This is a genomic window from Pantoea sp. alder81 (assembly GCF_020179835.1).
In the GTDB taxonomy this organism is placed as follows: domain Bacteria; phylum Pseudomonadota; class Gammaproteobacteria; order Enterobacterales; family Enterobacteriaceae; genus Pantoea.
Genome location: NZ_JAIUDA010000001.1, coordinates 513,698 through 533,997 on the forward strand (window position 1 = coordinate 513,698; position 20,300 = coordinate 533,997).

The window sequence follows — 20,300 nt, forward strand, 5'->3', positions numbered from 1 at the left end:
TGAATGCAGGCAAGTATAACAGCCCGCAGACCTTTCTACTCGCGGTGATGTTCAACTTCCTGACGCTGGAAAATCACTTCCATGCGTGCGCCGCCCAGCGGGCTGGTACTGGCGATCACCTGACCGGCGTATTGTTCGAGGATATCGCGTACCACGGCTAAGCCGAGGCCCTGTCCGGGACGCAACGTATCGGCACGCTGACCACGCACGAAAATCAGATCGCGTTTACTTTCAGGAATGCCGGGACCGTCATCATCAATAAACAGATGCAGTGCCTTATCGGTTTGCCGTGCGCTGACCTCTATAAATTCCAGGCAGTATTTGCAGGCGTTATCCAGCACGTTGCCCAACACTTCCATAAAGTCATTTTGATCGCCGATGAAGGTTAGCTCGGGGGAGATATCCAGCGTGATTTCGACGCCTTTACGCTGATAAACCTTATTCAGCGCCGAGCACAAACTATCCAGCAGCGCCGACACCGAATGCAGATCGCGCTGCAGCGGATTATGGTCGGCCTGCATGCTGGCACGATGCAGGTAGTAGCCGATTTGCTGCGAAATGCGGCTGATTTGCTCCAGCATCACCGGCTCTGCCTGTTCGACGGTGAGATCCTTGCCGCTGCGCAATGAGCGCAAGGTACTCTGCAGCACCGCCAGCGGCGTTTTCAGGCTGTGTGTTAAGTCCGACAGAGTGGTGCGATAGCGCGTGTAGCGCTGGCGTTCATTGGTCAGCAGCAGGTTGAGATTGCGCACCAGGCTGCGTAACTCCTGCGGCGGATAGTCGTCCAGATTCTCCCGGTGACCCGTTTCCAGTTCACGCACCTGCGCGGTCAAATGACCAATCGGGCGCAGACTCCAGTGGGCCGCCAGCCACAGGAGTGGAATCACCAGCAGCAGGTTCGCCGCCAGTACATAGCTAAACCATGACCACACCACATCTGAGTGCTGCAGTTCCTGAGGAATGGAATCCACCACCACAATCGTCAGCGCCGGCAGGTTGGTGGTGGCATCGTAGCGGTTGACGGCGACCGAGTGGGTAAAGGTGTCGTTGTTGTCGCTATCCAGTTGATGCAACCGCTCTTTGACCTCGGAGTTGTTGCCGATGGCGGCCAGGCTGGTGCGATTCGTGGTGTCGATTTCATAAAAATCGGGTTTGAGCAGCCATTCCCGGCGAATGTTTTTGCGGATGTCCGGCACATCGCGCTGTTGCCACAACAACTTGCCGTGTTCATCGTAGATAAACACCAGCGTCGGGAAATTGAGCGTCATACGCTCTGGCTGGGCAATGGTTAGTTTATTGTTTTGCCACTGCGCCAGAGTAAAGAACAGGTTGCTCTCGCCACGCATCACGCGATAGGTGTTTTTATCAAAGCTCACCACATAGCCCACTACGGCAACCATGCCGTAGGAGAGCGACAAAAACAGGACAATAGCGGCAGTCGCCAGTAAAAACCGGGCGCGTAACGAGAAAGGACGTAAGCGGTTTAACCAGTTCATAAATCAGAGATCAAAGCGATAGCCCTGGCCGCGCACAGTGTTAATCACTTCGGTCGGATGGAGCGCAAGAATTTTTTTACGCAGGCGACCCATCAAAACATCAATGGTGTGGCTTTCACGCAGTTCGGCATCGGGATAGAGCTGTAGCATCAGCGAATCTTTACTGACCACTTTTCCGGCGTTGCGGATCAGCGTTTCCACGATGGTGTATTCAAACGCGGTGAGCTTGACGGGTGCATCATTGACGGTGACTTCACGGCGCGAAAGATCAACCTGGAACGGCGGCATGGCAATAATCTGCGAGGCGTGTCCACTGTTACGACGCATCAGCGCCTGCAAACGTGCGGCGACTTCTTCGATATGGAAAGGTTTGGTGACGTAGTCATCGGCACCGGCTTCGAGGGCTTCCACTTTGGCCTGCCAGCCTTCGCGTGCCGTCAACACCAGAATTGGCTGACGCACAGCATCACCACGCCAGCGGCGGATAAGCGACATGCCATCTTCATCGGGCAAGCCTAAATCGACCAGCGCAATGTCGGGAATGTGTTCCTGCAGGAAATAGTCGGCTTCTTTGGCATCTTCGGCAGCATCCACCTGATGACCCATTTCACGTAACTGCACGGCGAGGTGATGACGCAGCAGTGCATTATCTTCCACAACCAGAACACGCATAGAATTTCCTTACCTTCAAACTCAGTGATGATGGCAAGAGTATATGTTAAGCGAGCTAAACAAGAGAACAACACTTGCCTGTCATCATTTTAACGACGGCGGCAAAAAGCTGCGTGAATGCATTCCGGTCACTGACTGCTACTGGGGACTATGGATGAATACATTTGCCGATTTGCTACTGCTCGGACGTCTGGGGGGAAAAAGGGTGTGCCCGCAGGCACACCGTTAATACTTATTTTAAATCATCAACCATCTGAATCGCACGGCCGAGGTAATTGGCCGGTGTCATCTGCTTCAGACGCACTTTCTCTTCTTCCGGCAGTTCGAGGCTGTCGATAAAGGCCTGCATACCGGCTGCATCCACACGTTTGCCGCGCGTCAGCTCTTTCAGCTTCTCGTATGGCTTTTCAATGCCATAGCGGCGCATCACGGTCTGGATCGGCTCGGCCAGCACTTCCCAGTTATGATCCAGTTCATCCAGCAGACGATCGCGGTTCACTTCCAGCTTAGAGATACCTTTCAGCGTCGCCTGATAAGCGATCAGCGCATAGCCCACGCCCACGCCAAGGTTACGCAATACGGTGGAGTCAGTCAGATCGCGCTGCCAGCGTGAAACCGGCAGTTTGCTCGCCAGATGCTGCATCATCGCATTCGCCAGACCGAGGTTGCCTTCGGAGTTCTCGAAGTCAATCGGGTTCACTTTATGCGGCATGGTGGAAGAGCCGATTTCGCCCGCGATAGTCTTCTGCTTGAAGTGATTCAGGGCAACGTAGCCCCAGATATCACGGTCAAAGTCGATCAGAATGGTGTTGAAACGCGCCATACAATCAAACAGCTCCGCGATGTAATCATGCGGTTCGATCTGAGTGGTGTACGGGTTCCAGGTGATGCCCAGTGAGGTCACAAACTGCTCGCTCAACTGATGCCAGTCCACTTCCGGATACGCAGCAATGTGGGCGTTGTAGTTACCGACCGCGCCGTTGATTTTGCCCAGCACTTCGATTTTGCTTAACTGGCGCAGCTGGCGTTCCATGCGGTAAGCGACGTTAGCCATCTCTTTACCCATGGTGGATGGCGTAGCAGGCTGGCCATGAGTACGCGACAGCAACGGAATATCACGATATTCCTGCGCCAGACCTTTCACCGCATCGATGATTTTGTTCCAGAAAGGCACGATGACGTCACGGCGAGCGGTTTCCAGCATCAGCGCGTGCGACAGGTTGTTGATATCTTCAGAAGTACAGGCGAAGTGGATGAACTCTGATACCGCATGCAGCGCAGGGATATCGGCCACTTTCTCTTTCAGGAAGTACTCAACCGCTTTAACGTCGTGGTTGGTGGTGCGTTCGATGGTTTTGATGCGCGCCGCGTCTTCTTCGCTGAAATTGGCGACAATTGCATCAAGGAAAGCGTTTGCGTCAGCATCAAATGCAGGAACTTCCTTGATCTCTGCGGTCGTAGCCAGTTTCTGTAACCAGCGAACTTCAACCTCAACGCGGAATTTCAGCAAACCGTATTCGCTGAAAATGGCGCGCAGCGGGCTGACTTTATCGCCATAACGGCCATCGACAGGTGAGACGGCGGTCAGAGAGGATAATTCCATCAGTGCAACTCCTGAATCGTTAACAAATTAGGGCAGGGCGGCGCTTAATACGCCGGGCCCAGCCGGGATAAAATGGTTTTGGCTTCACGCAGCAAACGCTGACGCGAGAACATCAGTTGCAGGCGGCCACCGCCAACCTGCTGCCACAGCACAGCAGCACGAATGCCTGCCAGCAAGGTAGCGCGGACTTTGCTTTGTACCTGAGAATTCTGTAATACCTGCGGCGAACCGGTGACCTGAATGCGCGGACCCAGCGGGCTGATGACATCGACATAAATCCCCGCCATAGCCCCAGTAATGGTTTCTGATTCCAGCTCGTAATGGGCTAATTGCCGATCAAGCTGCGCGATGCGCTGGGAGAGCGTGTTAAGTGCCGTGCCGTTGCCGTGCAGTTTACGTTCCAGCACCATCATGCTCAGGGTGTAGCGCGTCATTTCAGCTCCCGCACCCTGGCGGCTGCCGCTGTTCAGCACGGCCATCAGCGATTCCAGACCGAGGTGCAGATTCGCTTCATCATTGCCAAAGACCGCCAGCGTCGAGCCTGGGTTCAGATCCAACAGGCTGCGCAGCGACACAGTTAATGCGGCATTGTTGCAAGTGCCCTGATGCGCTAATTGCTGCACCAGATGCGCGGACTGGCAAATGCCCGCCAGCGCGAGCGTTATCTCATAATAGTTCTTGGCCACGCTTAACTCCTGTCATCGCGTCGGCAGTGCCGACCTCAGGCTTCTGCCAGTGGCAGGCGCTGTTCAATAATGCCGCCGCCGAGGCAAACATCACCCAGATAAAATACGGCCGACTGGCCAGGCGTGACGGCCGCAACCGGCTCGTCAAAACGCACTTCAATACGCTCGCCATCGAGCGGGATAATTTCGCATGGAATATCGGTCTGGCGATAACGGGTTTTCACCGTGCAGCGCAGCGGTGCCGTCATCGTTTGGCGATCGACCCAATCCAGCTGTTGAGCAATCAGACCAACGGACATCAGGCGAGGATGCTCCGCTCCCTGAGCCACCACCAGACGATTGCGCGCTACGTCTTTATCGACCACATACCAGGGATCGTCGTTGCTCTCTTTGCGACCGCCAATACCCAGCCCTTTACGCTGACCGAGCGTGTGATACATCAGCCCCTGATGTTCGCCGACAATCTCACCGTCAACGGTTTCGATTTCACCCGGTTGTGCCGGTAAGTAACGGCCAAGGAAGTCGCGGAATTTGCGCTCGCCGATAAAACAGATACCGGTCGAGTCTTTTTTCTTCGCGGTGATCAAATCCAGTTCTTCAGCGATGCGGCGGACTTCGGGTTTCTCCAACTCGCCCACCGGGAACAGGCTTTGTGCAATCTGCTCATGGCTTAGGGTGTAGAGGAAGTAGCTTTGATCTTTATTGCCATCGAGGCCGCGCAGTAACTGGCTGGTGCCATTTACATCGGCGCGGCGCACATAGTGACCGGTGGCGATAAAGTCAGCGCCAAGATCTTCAGCCGCAAATTCGAGGAAGGCTTTAAACTTAATCTCTTTGTTGCACAGAATATCGGGATTTGGCGTGCGGCCCGCTTTGTACTCTTCCAGGAAGTGTTCGAACACGTTATCCCAGTACTCAGCCGCGAAGTTAATTTTGTGCAGTTTCATGCCGAGTTTGTCACACACGGCTTGTGCGTCAGCCAGATCGTCAGCGGCGGTACAATACTCCTCGCCGTCGTCTTCCTCCCAGTTCTTCATGAACAGGCCTTCAACCTGATAGCCCTGCTGTTGCAGTAGCCAGGCGGATACGGAAGAATCGACGCCGCCGGACATTCCGACGATCACTTTTTTCTGGCTGTTGTCAGACATGACGCACTCTTAATTACGATAAAAACAGGCGGCGCATTCTATCATGCCGAAGCCGGGCGCGCACCTTCGTGAAACGGCCACTGGAACGGTGCCACCAGTTGCAGCGGATAACGTGCGCCTTGTTGCCACAATCGTACACTTTCGGCGACCAGCGGTGAACGCAGGCGATTCGCAGTGAGAATCTGCTCTGGCGGCAGCCACCAGCAGCAATCGATGTCACGATCGTGTGGCGATGTCTCGCATTTTTCCGGCAGATCGAGACCAAACAGGAAACGCACAAAAGGCGTATCGTCAGGCGCGATCCACTGCTGCACGCCGAGGAAATATTCGGGTTTGGCGTCAATGCCGGTCTCTTCAAATAATTCGCGCTGCGCCGCTTCGATGATCGTTTCATCGGCCTCCAGATGACCCGCCGGCTGATTCCAGGTAATGCGGCCGTGAACACGCTCTTCAACCACCAGCAATTCGCCTTGTGCCTGTACGATACAAGCCACGGTTACATGAGGTTTAAACATCCTTCCTCCGAAATTGTTAACTAAAAGTTATCGAAAAGCCCGGTTTTAAGCTTCTGCACTCACATCACGCCACTCACCCAAGGCCAAATCGTCGAGTTGATAATTGCCCATGGCAAAGCGAATCAGGCGTAATGTGGGAAACCCAATATGCGCCGTCATGCGACGCACCTGACGGTTGCGCCCCTCATACAAGGTGATTTTCAACCAGCTGGTGGGGATGGCTTTCCGCTCGCGGATCGGCGGCTGGCGCGGCCACAGCCACTTTGGCTCGGTGACTAACTCGATGCCTGCGGGCAGCGTTGGTCCATCGTTGAGTGTGACACCACTGCGTAACAGGGATAAATCTGATTCCTGTGGTGCGCCTTCAACCTGAACGTAATAAATTTTTCCGGTGCGTTTACCGGGCTGAGTCAGTTGCGCCTGCAGCGCGCCATCGTTGGTCAGAATCATCAAACCTTCGCTGTCGCGGTCGAGGCGGCCCGCGGCATAAACGTCGCTAATCGGCACGAAATCCTTGAGCGTGCGGCGTCCCGCCTCGTCGCTGAACTGCGGTAAAACATCGAAAGGTTTGTTAAAGAGTATGACGCGTCGCGGTCCTTTTGGACGTGTGTCACGGCGCACGGGCTGGCGTGCTGCGGTGTTTGGACGCTTATCCTGGTGAATTCGTTGAGAAGTTTTTCGCATGGGCTTTGCAGTCAGAAACAATCGGCGCATTATAGCGCGAAACTGCGGTGATTGGCGTAGCGGAAATATTCAAGTAGTATTGACCCGCATCTTACAAATCATTAACAAAAAATCGCTCGAAGGAGAGGTTGATGGAAAGCAAAGTAGTTGTTCCGGCGGAAGGTCAAAAAATCACCCTGGATCAGGGCAAACTGAACGTTCCGAATAACCCAGTCATTCCTTACATCGAAGGTGATGGCATCGGCGTTGATGTTTCCCCTGTAATGCTGAAAGTGGTTGATGCCGCTGTGAAGAAAGCCTACAACGGTGAGCGTAAAATTTCCTGGATGGAAATTTATACTGGTGAGAAATCAGTAGAGCTTTACGGTCAGGACGTCTGGCTGCCGCAAGAAACCCTCGATTTAATCAAAGAGTACCGCGTTGCCATCAAAGGCCCACTGACGACCCCAGTCGGTGGCGGTATTCGTTCTCTGAACGTTGCGCTGCGTCAGGAGCTGGATCTGTACGTGTGTCTGCGTCCGGTTCGCTACTACACCGGCACCCCAAGCCCGGTTAAACGCCCAGAAGAGACCGATATGGTGATCTTCCGCGAAAACTCAGAAGATATCTATGCCGGTATCGAGTGGAAAGCGGGCACGCCAGAAGCGGATAAAGTCATCAAGTTCCTGCGCGAAGAGATGGGCGTGAAGAAAATTCGCTTCCCAGAACAGTGTGGTATCGGCGTGAAGCCGTGCTCTGAAGCGGGTACTAAACGTCTGGTGCGTGCTGCGGTTGAGTACACTATCACTAACGATCGTGATTCTCTGACCCTGGTTCACAAAGGCAACATCATGAAGTTCACCGAAGGCTCTTTCAAAGACTGGGGCTACCAGTTGGTGAAAGAAGAGTTCGGCGGCGAGCTGATCGATGGCGGTCCGTGGATGAAGTTCAAGAACCCGAACACCGGCAAAGAGATCATCGTGAAAGACGTGATCGCTGACGCCTTCCTGCAGCAGATCCTGTTGCGTCCAGCCGAATACGACGTTATCGCTTGTATGAACCTGAACGGTGACTACATCTCTGACGCCCTGGCGGCACAGGTTGGCGGTATCGGTATTGCACCTGGCGCAAACATCGGTGACGAATGCGCACTGTTCGAAGCAACCCACGGTACTGCACCTAAGTACGCTGGTCAGGATAAAGTGAACCCAGGTTCCGTCATCCTGTCCGCAGAAATGATGCTGCGCCACATGGAGTGGTTCGAAGCCGCAGACCTGATTGTTAAAGGCATGGAAGGCGCAATCGCCGCTAAGACCGTGACCTATGACTTTGAGCGTCTGATGGATGGCGCTAAACTGCTGAAATGTTCAGAGTTTGGTGACGCGATCATCGCGAACATGTAATTTGCCCTCAGGCAGAATGCATAACGGGAGCCCAATGGGCTCCCGTTTTTTTATGCGCTAAATTAATCGGCTTGCTGTTCAACGGATTTGGAGGCTGATGCATGCTGCTGCGACAAGCGCCAAAAATCATTGCCGCCTGGATGCTGATACATGCGCAGCCCAAACTGCCCGACAATCGCATAAATATATTCGAAGATCGCTGATTGCGAATTCTCATACTCAACCCAAAATATCGACGAGGTGAAGCAATAGACTTCTACCGGCAAACCTTCCGGCGAAGGCTTCATGGCGCGCACCACGATATACATATCCTGCTTAATGTCATCACGCTGCGACAGCCACGCGGTGAGATATTTGCGGAACACCGTCAAGTTAGTTATGCCGTTTTCGGCTAACCAGCGGTCACCCACGGCATTGCTGTCTCGTCCATCCATTAACGATGAAAGCTGCTCGCTGACGCCGCGAATCTGACTCATCTGCTGAATGAGTTCGTGATCGAGAAAGCGAATCGACATTTGGTCGAGGTGAAAGCTACGCATGATTCGGCGCGCGCCGGAGGAGAACATCGCCTGCCAGTTAGTATAGGTTTCCGTGAGGAAATTTTTTGTTGGGATGCGCGACAAAGTGTTATCCCAGTTGCGCAGCGTAATGGTGTGCAGCGCAATATCGATCACTTCGCCGCTAATACCTTTATCCGGCATCTCAATCCAGTCGCCAAGTTGCAGCACATCGTTGGATGACACCTGAATATTCGCCACCAGCGACATTAAGGTGTGCTGAAAGACCAACATCAATACCGCGGCAACCGCACCCAAACTCGAGATAATAATGACTGGTGATTTATTAGACATAATCGCCAGAATCATAATCGCCGAAATGATGTGCACCAGAATTTTGCCGACCTGAATATAACCTTTGATCGAGTGATTCTTGCGCTTTGACTTGCGGGAATAGGAGTTATTAACGATCTCCAGCACTTCAGTGAAGAACAGCGACAGATAGACAAAGAACAAAATGCCGCAGATGGTCTTTATCGCGATCAGCAAATGCTCGGGCAAGTCCGGCATAAACTGCAGCAGGAAAAAGACCGTGATCACCGGGATAAAGTTAGAGAGCTTCTCAGAAAGCCTTACATCTTTATCGAGTGGCACCTGATTCTTGTGCGAACTAAAGAAGACTTTACGCACCACCTTTACCACAAAGAATTTGCAGATCAGATGGGTCACCATACCGGCAATCACCAATAGCAACAGGCTAAACGTGGTGGATAACAAGGTATTACTTTCGATAAATCTCTGGATATCACTTAAATATTTCATCTTAACCACAAGCCTGACTACGTTGGCGGGGATTCAATCACAAACTGCCATCATACTGTATGCGACAAGTGCGCAATTTATTGAGAAGGTTCGCTCATGACAATACATTTCGAAAAACTTTGAAACAGTTAGCATTCATGAATCCATCATCGTGCCTTTTTACTTTAAACCCGTTATCTTCAGCGCTTCTGATTTTGGAGGTGGTATGCAGGGTGTAATCAAATTCGTTAAAGGCTGGCTGCTGTTTTCCCTGCTGTGGGGCATCTTCATGTGGTTTATGTCGTGGCAGGCGCAAGGGGAGGCGATTCCGATGGTCATAGTGAAAAGCTTGTATGCCGGTCTGATTTATCAGGCGCTGATCACCATGGTCGCACGATACAAAGCGCGTCGCTCGCAAGCCTGATTGCTCACATCTGCCCACACAGCTTTGCGTGTCGCTGACGCTAATTTGCACTCTCTCAGGCAATCTTAGCCGACTTAAATCTGTGTGGATGGGCGTTGGGATGGGTAAGAAGGCGATCGCGGCGTGGTTTTTTCTGTTAATTTCATTCGGTAGCTGTGCGCAGCTGCCTGACGAGCCGCTCTACACTTCGGTGCATCATGGTCGTCATTTGGATGTGAATAACAGTACGGCTGATGTGGCGGAGACGCCGGATGAGCATATTCAGGAAAGGTTGGATGAGGCGGGTCATCGACATTAGTCAGGTTGAATAAGGCTGGTCATTACCACGGAGTATTGGGGCCGCACAGGCCCCCCATCACCGATTACTTCCTGCCGAGCAGGAATCCGACAATGATACCGATGCTGGCGGCAACCGCCAGGCCCGTCGCCGGGTTATCACGTACCGATTTGACCACGCAGTCTGCTGCATCCTGCACGGCATAACTGGCTTGTGCGGGATAACGACGCGCGGCACCCTTAGCCTGATGTTTGCGAGAGCCGGTCCATTCCCCAATTTTTTCTTCTACTGCGCCCGCTGCTTCGTTCAATTTTGCTTCCGCTTTATCAGTCATGATGACTCCCTGCTGTTTGTGAATATTACGATTCAGCGTAGTCACAGATTTTCAGGCAAGCAACCCGCAGAACCACGAGGTTGTAACAGCGGTTTGCAGGAATGCTGAATTCTGTCCAGGCTTGATGGAGAAAAGGTGCATTCTGCATCACTGTTTTTCAGGCCAGACAACAGCGGGAGGAGAGATGAAACGTGATGTGTTGAGTGAAGACGATTACGATGAAGTGTGCCGGGTCATTGGCGACGCGGTGATCGTACTGTCTGAATGTGGTCATGAAACCAAACGTGCCGAGATCACCGATTTATTACAGCGTACTCGCCACCATCGCGCGCATGACGAACGTGATGAACAGCGGATGCTGGAACATGCGATTCGCCTGGTCAGGCCATAAGTGCAAGAGGGTGTTCACTGACACCCTACGCGTTGCCGCGATAAGCCGGATACCAGGTCACAAAAAAGTGGCGTAAATGGTCAAAACACCACTCGGCATCATCGGCTTGCTGGCAGTAATAGCGAATGGTGACTTTCTCATAGCGCATATGGCGCTGATGCAAAGGCGACCAACCCCAATCCAACACGGCACGCGCATAATTCACCAGCGTGCCCGCCTGCATGTTGTGCTGCTTCTCCTGACGGCTCAGATAGAGTTCAAACGCCTGATCCAGGCTTTGCGTTTCGTCACTGCTGCCACTTGAGAGTGCCGGGCGTAATGCCACATCGATAAATCCACACACCCCATCATCACGCTGCTGCCAGTCACAGGCTAAAGTCATGAACACCCCATCCTGCAAATTCACCTCTTCCAGTAAACGCCGTAAATTTTCGGAATGTTTACCCGCCGAGATTTCGTCGATGCGATCGGTCTCCAGCGTGAGGTCGAACCCACAGGGATTTACCGAGCCATCCGCGTTGGTGGAAGCGGGGAAGGGGAAATCGATGTAGCCGTTATTATCCAGACTCTTTTCCATAATGCAGGTCCGCAGCGTGAGGAAGCCTGACAATAAACCATCTTGCCTGGCTAAGCACGTTTAAGGGCACGTCCAGGTAATCATGGTGTTCTGATAAGGGTTAATCAGGCGAAATTGCTTATTTGATAGACGCTGCGCAGTGAAGCCTTCGGGCGTGACGGCGGAAGGCACATACTGGAAACGATCGCTGGAGTGCAACGTGCCACTTTTCACCGCCACGCCATCACGCGTGACCGTAAAAGCATTCACTAAATCGAAAATGCGCGCCTGAGTCTGCCCCATCGATTGTCCATAAATGGTCGCGACTTCGCCCGGGCAGTCGACACCTTTGGGTGTTGAGCTGCAGCCAGCCAATAATAAGAGGGTGAGTACTACCGTGATTCGCAACATGATCCTGTCCTGGTTCGTATCCTTGTTTGCAGTGGCCCGCTAATGCTCACTGATATGCTGATCATAGCAGGTCTGGCACCGCTTCCCATTTGCCATTTGCTTAATCGTTAAGCGGTAAGAATGTAAAGGGGTGACTTTGGTAGCAGATAAACGTTATTCTTGCCAGCGTTGCGCATCAGGTAAGCAAAACAAGGGCAAATCTATGAAAGAAGAAGAAGCCAGTTTAATGATTCTTCAGCACGCGATTGACAAATTAGAAGCCGACAAAAAAAAGCAGATTATGAACTGTGTAGCGGCCATTCAAGAAGTGATGCAAGGCTTCGATCCGGAAGATGCGGGTCTGGCGTTAATGTTAGTGGCCGCTCAGGTCGCAGCAGAGTAATTCCCTTCAGTGTGTTCCTTCTCCCATCCGTTTGTGATGGAAATCCATGCAATATAGCTGCTGCTCAGTCGTTACCGGCTGATGCGCAGCGATTGTTCTTCACAGATTAATCTTTCTCCTGGTTCACATGACTGAGCGCTGTGCTAAACCTGACAGTGAATCCAAAAGGAGGATGAGATGAAAAAGACACTGCTTTTAATTGGTACTTTTAGCCTTGGCCTACTACTGGCGGGCTGCGCATCCGATCACGTCCTGCACACCACTGATGGACAAACCATTGTGGTGCAAGGCAAACCCAAAGTGGATGAAGATACCGGCATGATTACTTACAAAGATATTGATGGTAAAGAACAGCAGATAAACCGTAATCAAATCAAAGATATGAACTCGGTTAATTAAACGTTTACAGTATCTCCTATCTTTGCAGGCCCGCATTCAGCGGGCCATTATCCGTCATCCCGCTTTTTTCTGTGTTACGCTTCCCGGCATAAATTCCAACGAAATCATCATCTAACCTCAGCGGAGAACCCAATGAAGGCGATAGCTATTGCCGTTGGCTTAATGGCGTGCCAAATCGCGCCAGCGTGGAGCGACAGCGAGTTTCAAATTACCTGCCCAGGACGACCGACCATGACGGTGTCGCGCGCGGGGTATGGTTTGAGCACCCTGATGTGGCCCAGTCGACATTTTCAGGTTGCTGCAGGACAACAGCGCACCCGTTTGCAAGGCGGTGACAAAGTGGCGATCACCCGTTTTCGTAATGGCGATCAGCTGATTGTGAACAAAAATAATGACGATACGTTCTTTGTCTTTGCCAATAGCGATAAACTGATTCCCTGCAATCGTACCGAAAAACGCGATACAGAAATTCTTTCGCTGGAGCGTTACGACGACAGCCAGCGCCCCAATTCATAGTTGCCAGTCAAAGGAGAAGACGATGCAATTAAGCGTAACCGACACCGTCACCGCACAAGATCTGGATGACGTCCGTCTTGGCCTCACCGAATATAACAGCCGCTTTATCGATCCCAGTGAGATGCAGGCAATAGGGGTATTCATTAAGGATGCTTCGGGCCGCAAGCTGGCCGGATTGACCGGCTCCACCTTTGGCAACTGGCTGCGGATTGATCTGCTGTGGGTAGGGGATGCGTTACGCGGGCAGGGTGCCGGCACACAGTTGATTCAGGCCGCCGAAACAGAAGCCCGCGCCCGTGGTTGCCGCTATGCACAGGTTGATACGGCCAGTTTCCAGGCGCGCCCTTTCTATGAAAAGATGGGCTACAGCTTACGCTTCAGCCTCGATAATTACCCGCGTCACCATCAGCGTCACTATCTCAGTAAATCGCTGTAGCTACATCAGTGGCTGCTGGCGTAAATCCAGCGGCGACTGTTCTGCCTCATCGATTGCCGCCAGCCAACTCTGCAAATCGACTTTCGCCCATGACAGGTGACCGCGCGTGGTACTCATTAGCACGACGTCCGGACGCAGTGCGCGGTACAGCTCCAGCGATTGCTGCAATTCCTGCGGATTACTCTCTGGCACCAGCACGCTGATCCAGCGGTTGTAATCACAGGTCAAGGTATCGCCAACGAACAGATAAGTCTGGCCCAGCGGGGAATGATAAAGATAACTGCAGCTGCCTGGCGTGTGTCCAGGTGTCGGCAGCAGATGGAAATCGCCAAAATGGGTTTCCTGCTGGATGAAGGTCTCATCGGGTTCGACGATAAGGCTTACGGGTCCCAATGAACGGCTGTGGCAGTATAGCGCGCTGTTAAAGCGCTGCTGGATTGCCACGGCACCGGGCGCGGCTTCATGCCAGTGGGTGAAGTAGTGGCGAATCACGCCGCCCGCATCATTGAGAAATTCATGATCGAGCGGATGTTCGATACGGCCGATGACCAGATTGCCGCGCGGATGGCGCAGCATAAAGCCATGCATCATTAAATCATTCGCCGTTTCTTCGGCGGGAAATTCCGGGGTGGAGATCCACAAATCTTCGTACAGTGGCTTCAATGTCGGTCTCCTGCGGCAAAACGTTAGCGCAATGTCGGGTGGCCGGTGAAGGCAAGCTGTGCTTCGCCCTGTTCAAGCTGTAAGGTCGCGCTGGCGCCCAGCGGCAGCGTGACGGTATCGGCATCGTGGCCAAACGCCAGATCGCTGATGACCGGAATCTGGTATTCATCGCGGATGCGTTGCCATACGCTGGCAAAATCGAAACCATTGTCATAGGCAGACAGTGAGGTGCTGGTAAAACTGCCGGTGATAATCGCCTGCTGACGCGCCAGAATACCGCTCTGATGCAGTTGAATCAGCATACGTTCAATGCGGAAAGGATGCTCATTCACATCCTCGATCACCAAAATGCCGTTTTCAATCTGTGGCATCCACGGCGTGCCGATCAGAGAACAGATCATCGCCAGATTGCCGCCCCACAACGTTCCTTGCCAGCGCCCTGCATCCGGGCTGTGAGACTGCCAGCTGATATTGACTGTAGGAGAAGAGAGCGCCTGCCAAAAGTGTGACAGGGTAAATTCGGATAATGCCTCTGCGCCGAAGTTGCCTGCCAGCATTGGGCCGCTGAAGGTCACCAATCCGGTTTGCGCCAGCAACGCCAGCTGAATCGCGGTGAAGTCACTGTGGCCACACAGGGCAATCGGCTGGTTGAGCAGTTGGCGCTGCAAACCCACATAATCAATTTGATCCAGTAATCGTGACGCACCGTAACCGCCTCGCACCGCCAGCACGATATCGGGCAGGGTGGTCAACGTTGCCAACTGATTCACATCATTTAATCGTTCCCCATCGTCGCCCGCAAAACGCTGGAAGCGGCGCGAAATCGCTGATAAGTTGTCCAACTGATGTCCCTGTGCCAGTAAACGACTCACAGCGCGTTGGGCCGCATCCTGATTATGGCAATAGCCAGAGGGGGCGATCAGACGAATGGAGCGAGGGGAAAGCATAGCGTTCATCCTGATTTAAAGTGGCCTGCCGATGATGGCGAAATCCGTTACTGAAGTCACGGTAGCACAAGGTTTTTTACGTATTTAGGATAAACGGTAATTTTGCATTGCGCTGCGCCAGGTATGATAGCTTGCGCCAACTCTATTGCGGAACCAAAAATCAGTGAAAATTCGACTACTTATGCTATCTGCGCTGTTGCTCGCGGGCTGTGCTAGTGAGCCAGAAAAAACGGTCGTGCCAGAGAAAAATACGCCATTAACCCAGGCACCCCCGTCGAAAGTGAATGATGCATGGTCACTGTTTACCGAAGATGCCGCCAGTCATTATGGCGTTGATGAGAAGTTAATCAGCGCCATTATTAGTGTCGAATCCGGAGGCAATCCCACCGTTACCAGCCGTTCAAACGCGGTAGGGTTGATGCAGATTAAAGCCTCAACGGCGGGTCGTGCGGTGTATCGCACCCAGGGACGCCACGGTCAGCCGACGTCATCAGAATTGCGCGATCCGGCAAAGAATATCGATATCGGTGCGGCTTATCTCAAGCTGCTGCAGGATTCTGAGTTGGCCGGTATTCGAAATCCACTGACGCTGCGCTATGCCACCATTGTTTCCTACGCCAACGGTGCCGGTGCGCTGCTGCGCACGTTCTCACGTAATCGCGATCAGGCGATTGCGATGATCAATTCCATGTCGCCAGACGAGTTTTACCAGCATGTTCAGAACAAACATCCGGCGGCACAGGCTCCACGTTATTTATGGAAGGTCACCACGGCTTATCGCACCATTGGCTGATATCTTCCGGTGCGCTTAACGGTGCACTCGTCTCCGATAGAGGCGCCATTCATGGCGCCAGCTTCAATGACATCATTCCATCAGCAACCGTGCCGTTGGATAATCCACAATCAGCACTTTCACATACCCGCCGCGTAACGCCCCACGAATCGCCTGGGCTTTTTCTTTGCCGCCCGCCAGCGCCACTACTTGTGCGCACTGCTTGACCTGCGCCAGTTCCATGCCAATCACCGGATCTTCCTCGGCGCTCAGCACTGGCTTTCCTTCAGCGTCAAAGTAATGCAGGCAGATATCGCCCACCGCACCGCGTTCTGCCAGCGTGCGCAGCATCTCGCCGTCATAGTAGTTACCCGAGTTGCGCAGCAGCGCCGAAGGCTCAAGATCGCCGATGCCGACGATCGCCAGATCCACCTGATCAAACTTTTCCAGCACCACGGCCACGTCTGGGTTCACTGATAAGCGTTGGCGATCCTGTACCGAATGTTCAATCGACTGTGACGGCAGCAGCCAGGCCGGACAATCCAGCAGCGCCGCCAGATTTTGCGTCAGGATGGTAGCCTGCACGTTGCCGTTAGCACCCACGCCGCCGAGCAGTTGGATCACGCCTTTGCAGGGCGCAGTGAGCGGATGTAATGCATCCACCATCGCGCGAATGGTGCCACTCCATGATGAAATTCCGATCAGCTCATCGGCGCGCAAACGAGTTTCCAGATAGTGCGCTGCCGCTGAACCAATTGCCTGTTTAATTTGCAGCGCGGAAGCCTGATCCGGCACATCCACCACAATCACCTGTGGCAGCTGATACTGTTGCTCAATCGCCTTCTCCAGTTCGGGATAGACATTGGCTGGCGGCACCACGCTGATCTTCACCACGCCTTCTTTCACGCTGCGATTAAGGATGCGTGACACAAAGGATTGCGACAGCTTCAGCAGCTGGGCAATGTCGGACTGCTTCATGCCTTCCACATAATAAAGCGTGGCGATTTTCACCATCAGCCGCTGTTCATCCTGTTTTGCCATGGTTTTTTCTCTCTCTTAACCTGCCTGGTATTGTTAATCAGCCAGTCATAAATAACAACGCAGAACATTTTGTGATCGTTTTCGCTTTTTCAGGATCGCGCGATGGACGAGTTAGACAAGCCAGCGCATAGTCATTATGCATATAAAATCGCAATTGAATATATATTCAAGCGGAGAAAAATCAATGAAAGCTTCTGTCCTCAAAATGACCCTACTGGCTTCACTGATGTTGGCCTCAGCGGCAACGCTGGCGGCAGAAAAAGGTTTGATTGCCATTATCACGCCGTCTCACGATAACCCGTTCTTTAAAGCCGAAGCCGACGGTGCGCAGGAGAAGGCCAAAGCGCTCGGCTACACCACGCTGGTGGCCTCGCACGATGATGATGTGAATAAGCAGAACCAGCTGATCGATACCGCCATTGCGCGTAAGGCCAAAGCGATCATCCTGGATAACGCCGGCGCAGACGCTACCGTTGGCCCGGTGCAGAAAGCCAAAGATGCCGGTATCCCAACCTTCCTGATAGACCGTGAGATCAACAAAACCGGTATCGCCGTGGCGCAGATTGTCTCCAATAACTACCAGGGCGCGCAGCTGGGTGCAGAGAAGTTCGCCAAGCTGCTGAACGGCAAAGGTGACTACGTCGAGCTGCTGGGCAAAGAGTCGGATACCAACGCGGGCGTGCGCTCGCAGGGCTATCACGACGTGCTGGATGACTATCCCGATATGAAGATGGTGGCGCAGCAGAGTGCCAACTGGAGCCAGACCGAAGCCTTCAGCCGTATGGAAACCATTCTGCAGAAGAATCCCAATATCGTGGGGGTGATCTCCGGAAACGACACTATGGCGCTGGGTGCGGAAGCGGCGCTGAAAGCCGCCGGTAAAACCAACGTGATTGTGGTCGGCTTTGACGGCAGCGACTACACCCGTGACTCCATCATCAATAAAGGCAACATCAAAGCCACGGTGCTGCAGCCGGGCTGGGATCAGGCTCAGATGGCGGTTGAGCAGGTGGATTACTACCTGAAAAACGGCAAAGCGCAAAAAGAAGAGAAGCAGCTGATGGATTGCGTGCTGATCGACGACAGCAATGCCTCGAAGCTGAAAAACTTCAACCTGGCGAAATAAGACGGAGGTCGGCATGAAGGGAAAAGCAGCAGCCGGGCTGATGGTTGGGCTCCTATCGCTGATGTTAACCGCCTGCACCGTGGTGGATCTCGATGCAAACGGCAATCCCATCATGCCGAAAGATCCCAATGCCAAACCCGGTTACAGCAACCAGACGCCACAGCAAATTGCGGAAGCAAGCTGGGCCAGCCGGGTGCAGCAACCGGCCGAGAAGCAGGCGCTTAGCTGGGCGGATATGGAAACCAAAAGTCATACCGTCAAAGCGGGGGGCAGCGAAAGCGTGTTTGTGCGTGCCGCTGGCACCGTCACCGCCTTTGATAACAGCAACGAACGTGAACGCAGCCTGACCGTCACCATCAATGGCAAACCGGTCAAGGTGTTGATTGGACCGGTGCTGCGCAGTAATGCGATTCGTGATGCGGCGGGCTATCGCTTTGAAGAGTTCACCAACCAGGTGCAATACGCGCAGCTGACCAAAGCGTTGAACCGGCATGCGGTTAAGCAACTTCCGCCGGTCGATGCCAGCTGGGTAGGTAAACCGGTGCAGGCGCTGTTAGCGGTCAGCATGGAGCCGAATCAGGTGGATGATGTGGTGGCGATTCAGTTGCAGCAGGGGAATCCATGATGAGCGATGAAATCATCTTGCAGGCCAGTCAAATGTCGATGCTGTTCCCGGGCACTCTGGCGCTGGATCGTGTCGATTATCGTGTCTGGCGCGGCAAAGTGAACGTCATCATCGGCGAAAACGGGGCGGGGAAATCCACGTTAATGAAGATTCTCGCCGGGGTACAGCAGCCCACCAGTGGCGAAATGTTCCTCAACGGCGAAAAAGTGGTGTTGAGCAGTACGCGAGACGCCGCCCGCCACGGTATCGGCATGGTGCATCAGGAACTCAATCTGTTTGAGAACCTGAGCGTGGCGGAAAACATCTTCCTGGGGCGGGAAATCCAGCGCGGCATCAGCCCGATTAACGAAGCAGAACAGAAGCGCCGTACCGCTGCGTTATTGCAACGTCTCGACCAGCCGATTTCGCCGGATGAGATCGTCGGCAACCTGAAAGTGGGCCAGCAGCAACTGGTGGAAATCGCCAAAGCGCTGGCAGAGAACGCCGACATCTTAATTCTGGATGAACCGACGTCGGCGCTGAGCAAAACAGAAGTGGAGATCCTGTTCCGTGTGATCCGCGAACTGACGCGGCAGGGCGTTTCCATCATCTACATCTCGCATCGCCTTGAGGAACTGATGGCGATTGGCGATGTGATCACCATCCTGCGCGACGGTCGTTTTCAGGCGGAAGCGAAGGTCAGCGACATCGATGTGCCGTGGATCGTGCGTGAAATGCTCGGCAGCGAGCCAGTGAGTAACTTTCTGCCGCCCGATCGTCAGTTCGGCGCCGCGGTGCTGGAAGCCGAGCACATCACCTGCGTCAGTGCCCATGGCAATAAGCTGGTGGACGACGTCAGTTTTAACGTGCGCGCCGGGGAGATCGTCGGCATTTATGGACTGATGGGCGCGGGACGCACTGAGCTGTTTGAGTGCCTGCTCGGCAGTCAGCGCAACTATCTCGGCAAGCTGTGGCTGGACAGCAAACCGCTGCCGACGCGCTTGCCGACCGCCGAACGCATTCGTATGGGCATGAGCCTAGTGCCGGAAGATCGCAAGCGGGCCGGTATTTTCCCAGTCTCCTCCGTGGCCAGCAATCTCACTATTGCCAGTTTATGGCGTCGTCTGTCCCATCGCACCGTGATTTCGGAACAGGCAGAGCGGGAAGCGGTGAACAGCACCGTGGGCAATCTGGCGATCAAAATCTCCTCCCCCGAGGTGGCGATCAGTGCGCTGAGTGGCGGCAATCAGCAGAAAGTGGTGATTGGCCGTTCCTTGCTCACCAACCCGCGTTTATTGCTGCTGGATGAGCCAAGCCGGGGTATTGATGTCGGGGCCAAAGCGGAAGTGTTCCGCATGATGGTGAAACTGTCAGAGCAGGGCATTGCCGTGGTGTTTTCCACCTCCGATCTAAAAGAAATTATGGCTGTCGCCGATCGCATTCTTGTGATGTCCGGCGGCAAGTTGACAGCTGACCTGCCGCGCGCGGAAGCGGAAGAGGCAGCGCTGGTTAAAGCAAGTGCACAGGGGTTCTGAGC

Annotated in this window: 26 protein-coding genes; 12 read left to right on the forward strand and 14 right to left on the reverse strand. The window is 53.5% G+C overall.

Annotated elements, in window-relative coordinates; translation table 11 throughout:
• Positions 1-35 precede the first annotated feature (35 nt).
• The 7 genes from phoQ to rluE form a co-directional block, all read right to left on the reverse strand.
• Positions 36-1,496: a two-component system sensor histidine kinase PhoQ gene (phoQ, locus tag LBW88_RS02460; protein WP_224929159.1), complete on the reverse strand. Its 1,461-nt coding sequence runs from the start codon at positions 1,494-1,496 to the stop codon at positions 36-38.
• A 3-nt stretch (positions 1,497-1,499) separates the two neighbouring features.
• Entirely contained in the window at positions 1,500-2,168 is a 669-nt protein-coding gene (gene phoP, locus LBW88_RS02465) for a two-component system response regulator PhoP (protein WP_034822036.1), read from the reverse strand.
• A gap of 232 nt (positions 2,169-2,400) precedes the next feature.
• Positions 2,401-3,771, reverse strand: a complete 1,371-nt coding sequence (purB, locus tag LBW88_RS02470; protein WP_224929156.1) for an adenylosuccinate lyase — start codon at positions 3,769-3,771, stop codon at positions 2,401-2,403.
• 44 nt (positions 3,772-3,815) lie between these two features.
• Positions 3,816-4,457, reverse strand: a complete 642-nt coding sequence (gene hflD, locus LBW88_RS02475) for a high frequency lysogenization protein HflD (RefSeq protein ID WP_224929153.1) — start codon at positions 4,455-4,457, stop codon at positions 3,816-3,818.
• Between the two features lie 35 nt (positions 4,458-4,492).
• On the reverse strand, positions 4,493-5,605 hold the full coding sequence (mnmA, locus tag LBW88_RS02480) for a tRNA 2-thiouridine(34) synthase MnmA (RefSeq protein ID WP_224929151.1): 1,113 nt from the start codon (positions 5,603-5,605) through the stop codon (positions 4,493-4,495).
• A gap of 41 nt (positions 5,606-5,646) precedes the next feature.
• Positions 5,647-6,120, reverse strand: coding sequence for an NUDIX domain-containing protein (locus tag LBW88_RS02485; RefSeq protein ID WP_224929148.1), 474 nt, complete (start codon positions 6,118-6,120; stop codon positions 5,647-5,649).
• Positions 6,121-6,165: 45 nt separating this feature from the next.
• On the reverse strand, positions 6,166-6,804 hold the full coding sequence (rluE, locus tag LBW88_RS02490) for a 23S rRNA pseudouridine(2457) synthase RluE (RefSeq protein ID WP_224929145.1): 639 nt from the start codon (positions 6,802-6,804) through the stop codon (positions 6,166-6,168).
• Positions 6,805-6,935: 131 nt separating this feature from the next.
• On the opposite strand from rluE, the gene icd reads away from it, so the two are divergent.
• Positions 6,936-8,186 (forward strand): NADP-dependent isocitrate dehydrogenase, encoded by a 1,251-nt coding sequence (gene icd / locus LBW88_RS02495; protein ID WP_224929142.1) that lies wholly within the window; start codon positions 6,936-6,938, stop codon positions 8,184-8,186.
• Positions 8,187-8,248: 62 nt separating this feature from the next.
• On the opposite strand, the gene LBW88_RS02500 is transcribed toward icd, so the two are convergent.
• Positions 8,249-9,505, reverse strand: a complete 1,257-nt coding sequence (locus LBW88_RS02500; RefSeq protein WP_224929139.1) for a mechanosensitive ion channel family protein — start codon at positions 9,503-9,505, stop codon at positions 8,249-8,251.
• 205 nt (positions 9,506-9,710) lie between these two features.
• Here LBW88_RS02500 and LBW88_RS02505 point away from each other — a divergent pair, with 205 nt between their 5' ends.
• Both LBW88_RS02505 and LBW88_RS02510 read left to right on the forward strand, forming a co-directional pair.
• A complete protein-coding gene (locus LBW88_RS02505) occupies positions 9,711-9,908 on the forward strand; it encodes a DUF6404 family protein (RefSeq protein ID WP_414004067.1) in 198 nt (65 codons plus the stop codon).
• Between the two features lie 100 nt (positions 9,909-10,008).
• Positions 10,009-10,206: a hypothetical protein gene (locus LBW88_RS02510; protein WP_224929134.1), complete on the forward strand. Its 198-nt coding sequence runs from the start codon at positions 10,009-10,011 to the stop codon at positions 10,204-10,206.
• Between the two features lie 64 nt (positions 10,207-10,270).
• Here the strand turns inward: LBW88_RS02510 and LBW88_RS02515 are convergent, their stop codons facing one another.
• The gene (locus LBW88_RS02515; protein ID WP_034822005.1) at positions 10,271-10,519 is read right to left on the reverse strand and encodes a DUF883 family protein; all 249 of its coding nucleotides are present in this window, start codon (positions 10,517-10,519) and stop codon (positions 10,271-10,273) included.
• 184 nt (positions 10,520-10,703) lie between these two features.
• On the opposite strand from LBW88_RS02515, the gene LBW88_RS02520 reads away from it, so the two are divergent.
• Entirely contained in the window at positions 10,704-10,910 is a 207-nt protein-coding gene (locus tag LBW88_RS02520; RefSeq protein ID WP_224929131.1) for a DUF2767 family protein, read from the forward strand.
• A 25-nt stretch (positions 10,911-10,935) separates the two neighbouring features.
• Here LBW88_RS02520 and LBW88_RS02525 read toward each other — a convergent pair whose 3' ends face one another.
• Positions 10,936-11,487: a hypothetical protein gene (locus LBW88_RS02525; RefSeq protein ID WP_224929128.1), complete on the reverse strand. Its 552-nt coding sequence runs from the start codon at positions 11,485-11,487 to the stop codon at positions 10,936-10,938.
• A 60-nt stretch (positions 11,488-11,547) separates the two neighbouring features.
• On the reverse strand, positions 11,548-11,877 hold the full coding sequence (locus tag LBW88_RS02530) for a hypothetical protein (protein ID WP_200680425.1): 330 nt from the start codon (positions 11,875-11,877) through the stop codon (positions 11,548-11,550).
• A gap of 202 nt (positions 11,878-12,079) precedes the next feature.
• Between LBW88_RS02530 and LBW88_RS02535 the strand changes: the two genes are divergently transcribed.
• The 4 genes from LBW88_RS02535 (at position 12,080) to LBW88_RS02550 (ending at position 13,610) form a co-directional block, all read left to right on the forward strand.
• Positions 12,080-12,259, forward strand: a complete 180-nt coding sequence (locus LBW88_RS02535) for a hypothetical protein (protein WP_045813892.1) — start codon at positions 12,080-12,082, stop codon at positions 12,257-12,259.
• 177 nt (positions 12,260-12,436) lie between these two features.
• Positions 12,437-12,658, forward strand: a complete 222-nt coding sequence (locus tag LBW88_RS02540) for a YgdI/YgdR family lipoprotein (RefSeq protein WP_038647524.1) — start codon at positions 12,437-12,439, stop codon at positions 12,656-12,658.
• A gap of 132 nt (positions 12,659-12,790) precedes the next feature.
• On the forward strand, positions 12,791-13,174 hold the full coding sequence (locus LBW88_RS02545) for a hypothetical protein (RefSeq protein WP_224929125.1): 384 nt from the start codon (positions 12,791-12,793) through the stop codon (positions 13,172-13,174).
• A gap of 22 nt (positions 13,175-13,196) precedes the next feature.
• The gene (locus LBW88_RS02550) at positions 13,197-13,610 is read left to right on the forward strand and encodes a GNAT family N-acetyltransferase (RefSeq protein WP_224929122.1); all 414 of its coding nucleotides are present in this window, start codon (positions 13,197-13,199) and stop codon (positions 13,608-13,610) included.
• Here LBW88_RS02550 and LBW88_RS02555 read toward each other — a convergent pair whose 3' ends face one another.
• Positions 13,611-14,273, reverse strand: a complete 663-nt coding sequence (locus tag LBW88_RS02555) for an MBL fold metallo-hydrolase (protein WP_224929119.1) — start codon at positions 14,271-14,273, stop codon at positions 13,611-13,613.
• Positions 14,274-14,296: 23 nt separating this feature from the next.
• On the reverse strand, positions 14,297-15,220 hold the full coding sequence (gene ldcA / locus LBW88_RS02560) for a muramoyltetrapeptide carboxypeptidase (RefSeq protein WP_224929116.1): 924 nt from the start codon (positions 15,218-15,220) through the stop codon (positions 14,297-14,299).
• 163 nt (positions 15,221-15,383) lie between these two features.
• On the opposite strand from ldcA, the gene emtA reads away from it, so the two are divergent.
• Positions 15,384-16,013: a membrane-bound lytic murein transglycosylase EmtA gene (gene emtA, locus LBW88_RS02565; protein ID WP_224929113.1), complete on the forward strand. Its 630-nt coding sequence runs from the start codon at positions 15,384-15,386 to the stop codon at positions 16,011-16,013.
• 72 nt (positions 16,014-16,085) lie between these two features.
• Here emtA and LBW88_RS02570 read toward each other — a convergent pair whose 3' ends face one another.
• Positions 16,086-17,033, reverse strand: a complete 948-nt coding sequence (locus LBW88_RS02570) for a sugar-binding transcriptional regulator (RefSeq protein WP_200571400.1) — start codon at positions 17,031-17,033, stop codon at positions 16,086-16,088.
• Positions 17,034-17,217: 184 nt separating this feature from the next.
• Here LBW88_RS02570 and LBW88_RS02575 point away from each other — a divergent pair, with 184 nt between their 5' ends.
• Genes LBW88_RS02575 through LBW88_RS02585 form a run of 3 tightly spaced genes read left to right on the forward strand, consistent with a single transcriptional unit; the run spans position 17,218 to position 20,298 of the window.
• The gene (locus tag LBW88_RS02575; RefSeq protein WP_224929110.1) at positions 17,218-18,159 is read left to right on the forward strand and encodes a D-ribose ABC transporter substrate-binding protein; all 942 of its coding nucleotides are present in this window, start codon (positions 17,218-17,220) and stop codon (positions 18,157-18,159) included.
• Between the two features lie 13 nt (positions 18,160-18,172).
• Positions 18,173-18,784 (forward strand): DUF2291 family protein, encoded by a 612-nt coding sequence (locus LBW88_RS02580; protein ID WP_224929107.1) that lies wholly within the window; start codon positions 18,173-18,175, stop codon positions 18,782-18,784.
• A complete protein-coding gene (locus tag LBW88_RS02585) occupies positions 18,784-20,298 on the forward strand; it encodes a sugar ABC transporter ATP-binding protein (RefSeq protein WP_224930284.1) in 1,515 nt (504 codons plus the stop codon). The genes LBW88_RS02580 and LBW88_RS02585 overlap by 1 nt, the downstream gene beginning before the upstream one ends.
• Positions 20,299-20,300: the final 2 nt, after the last annotated feature.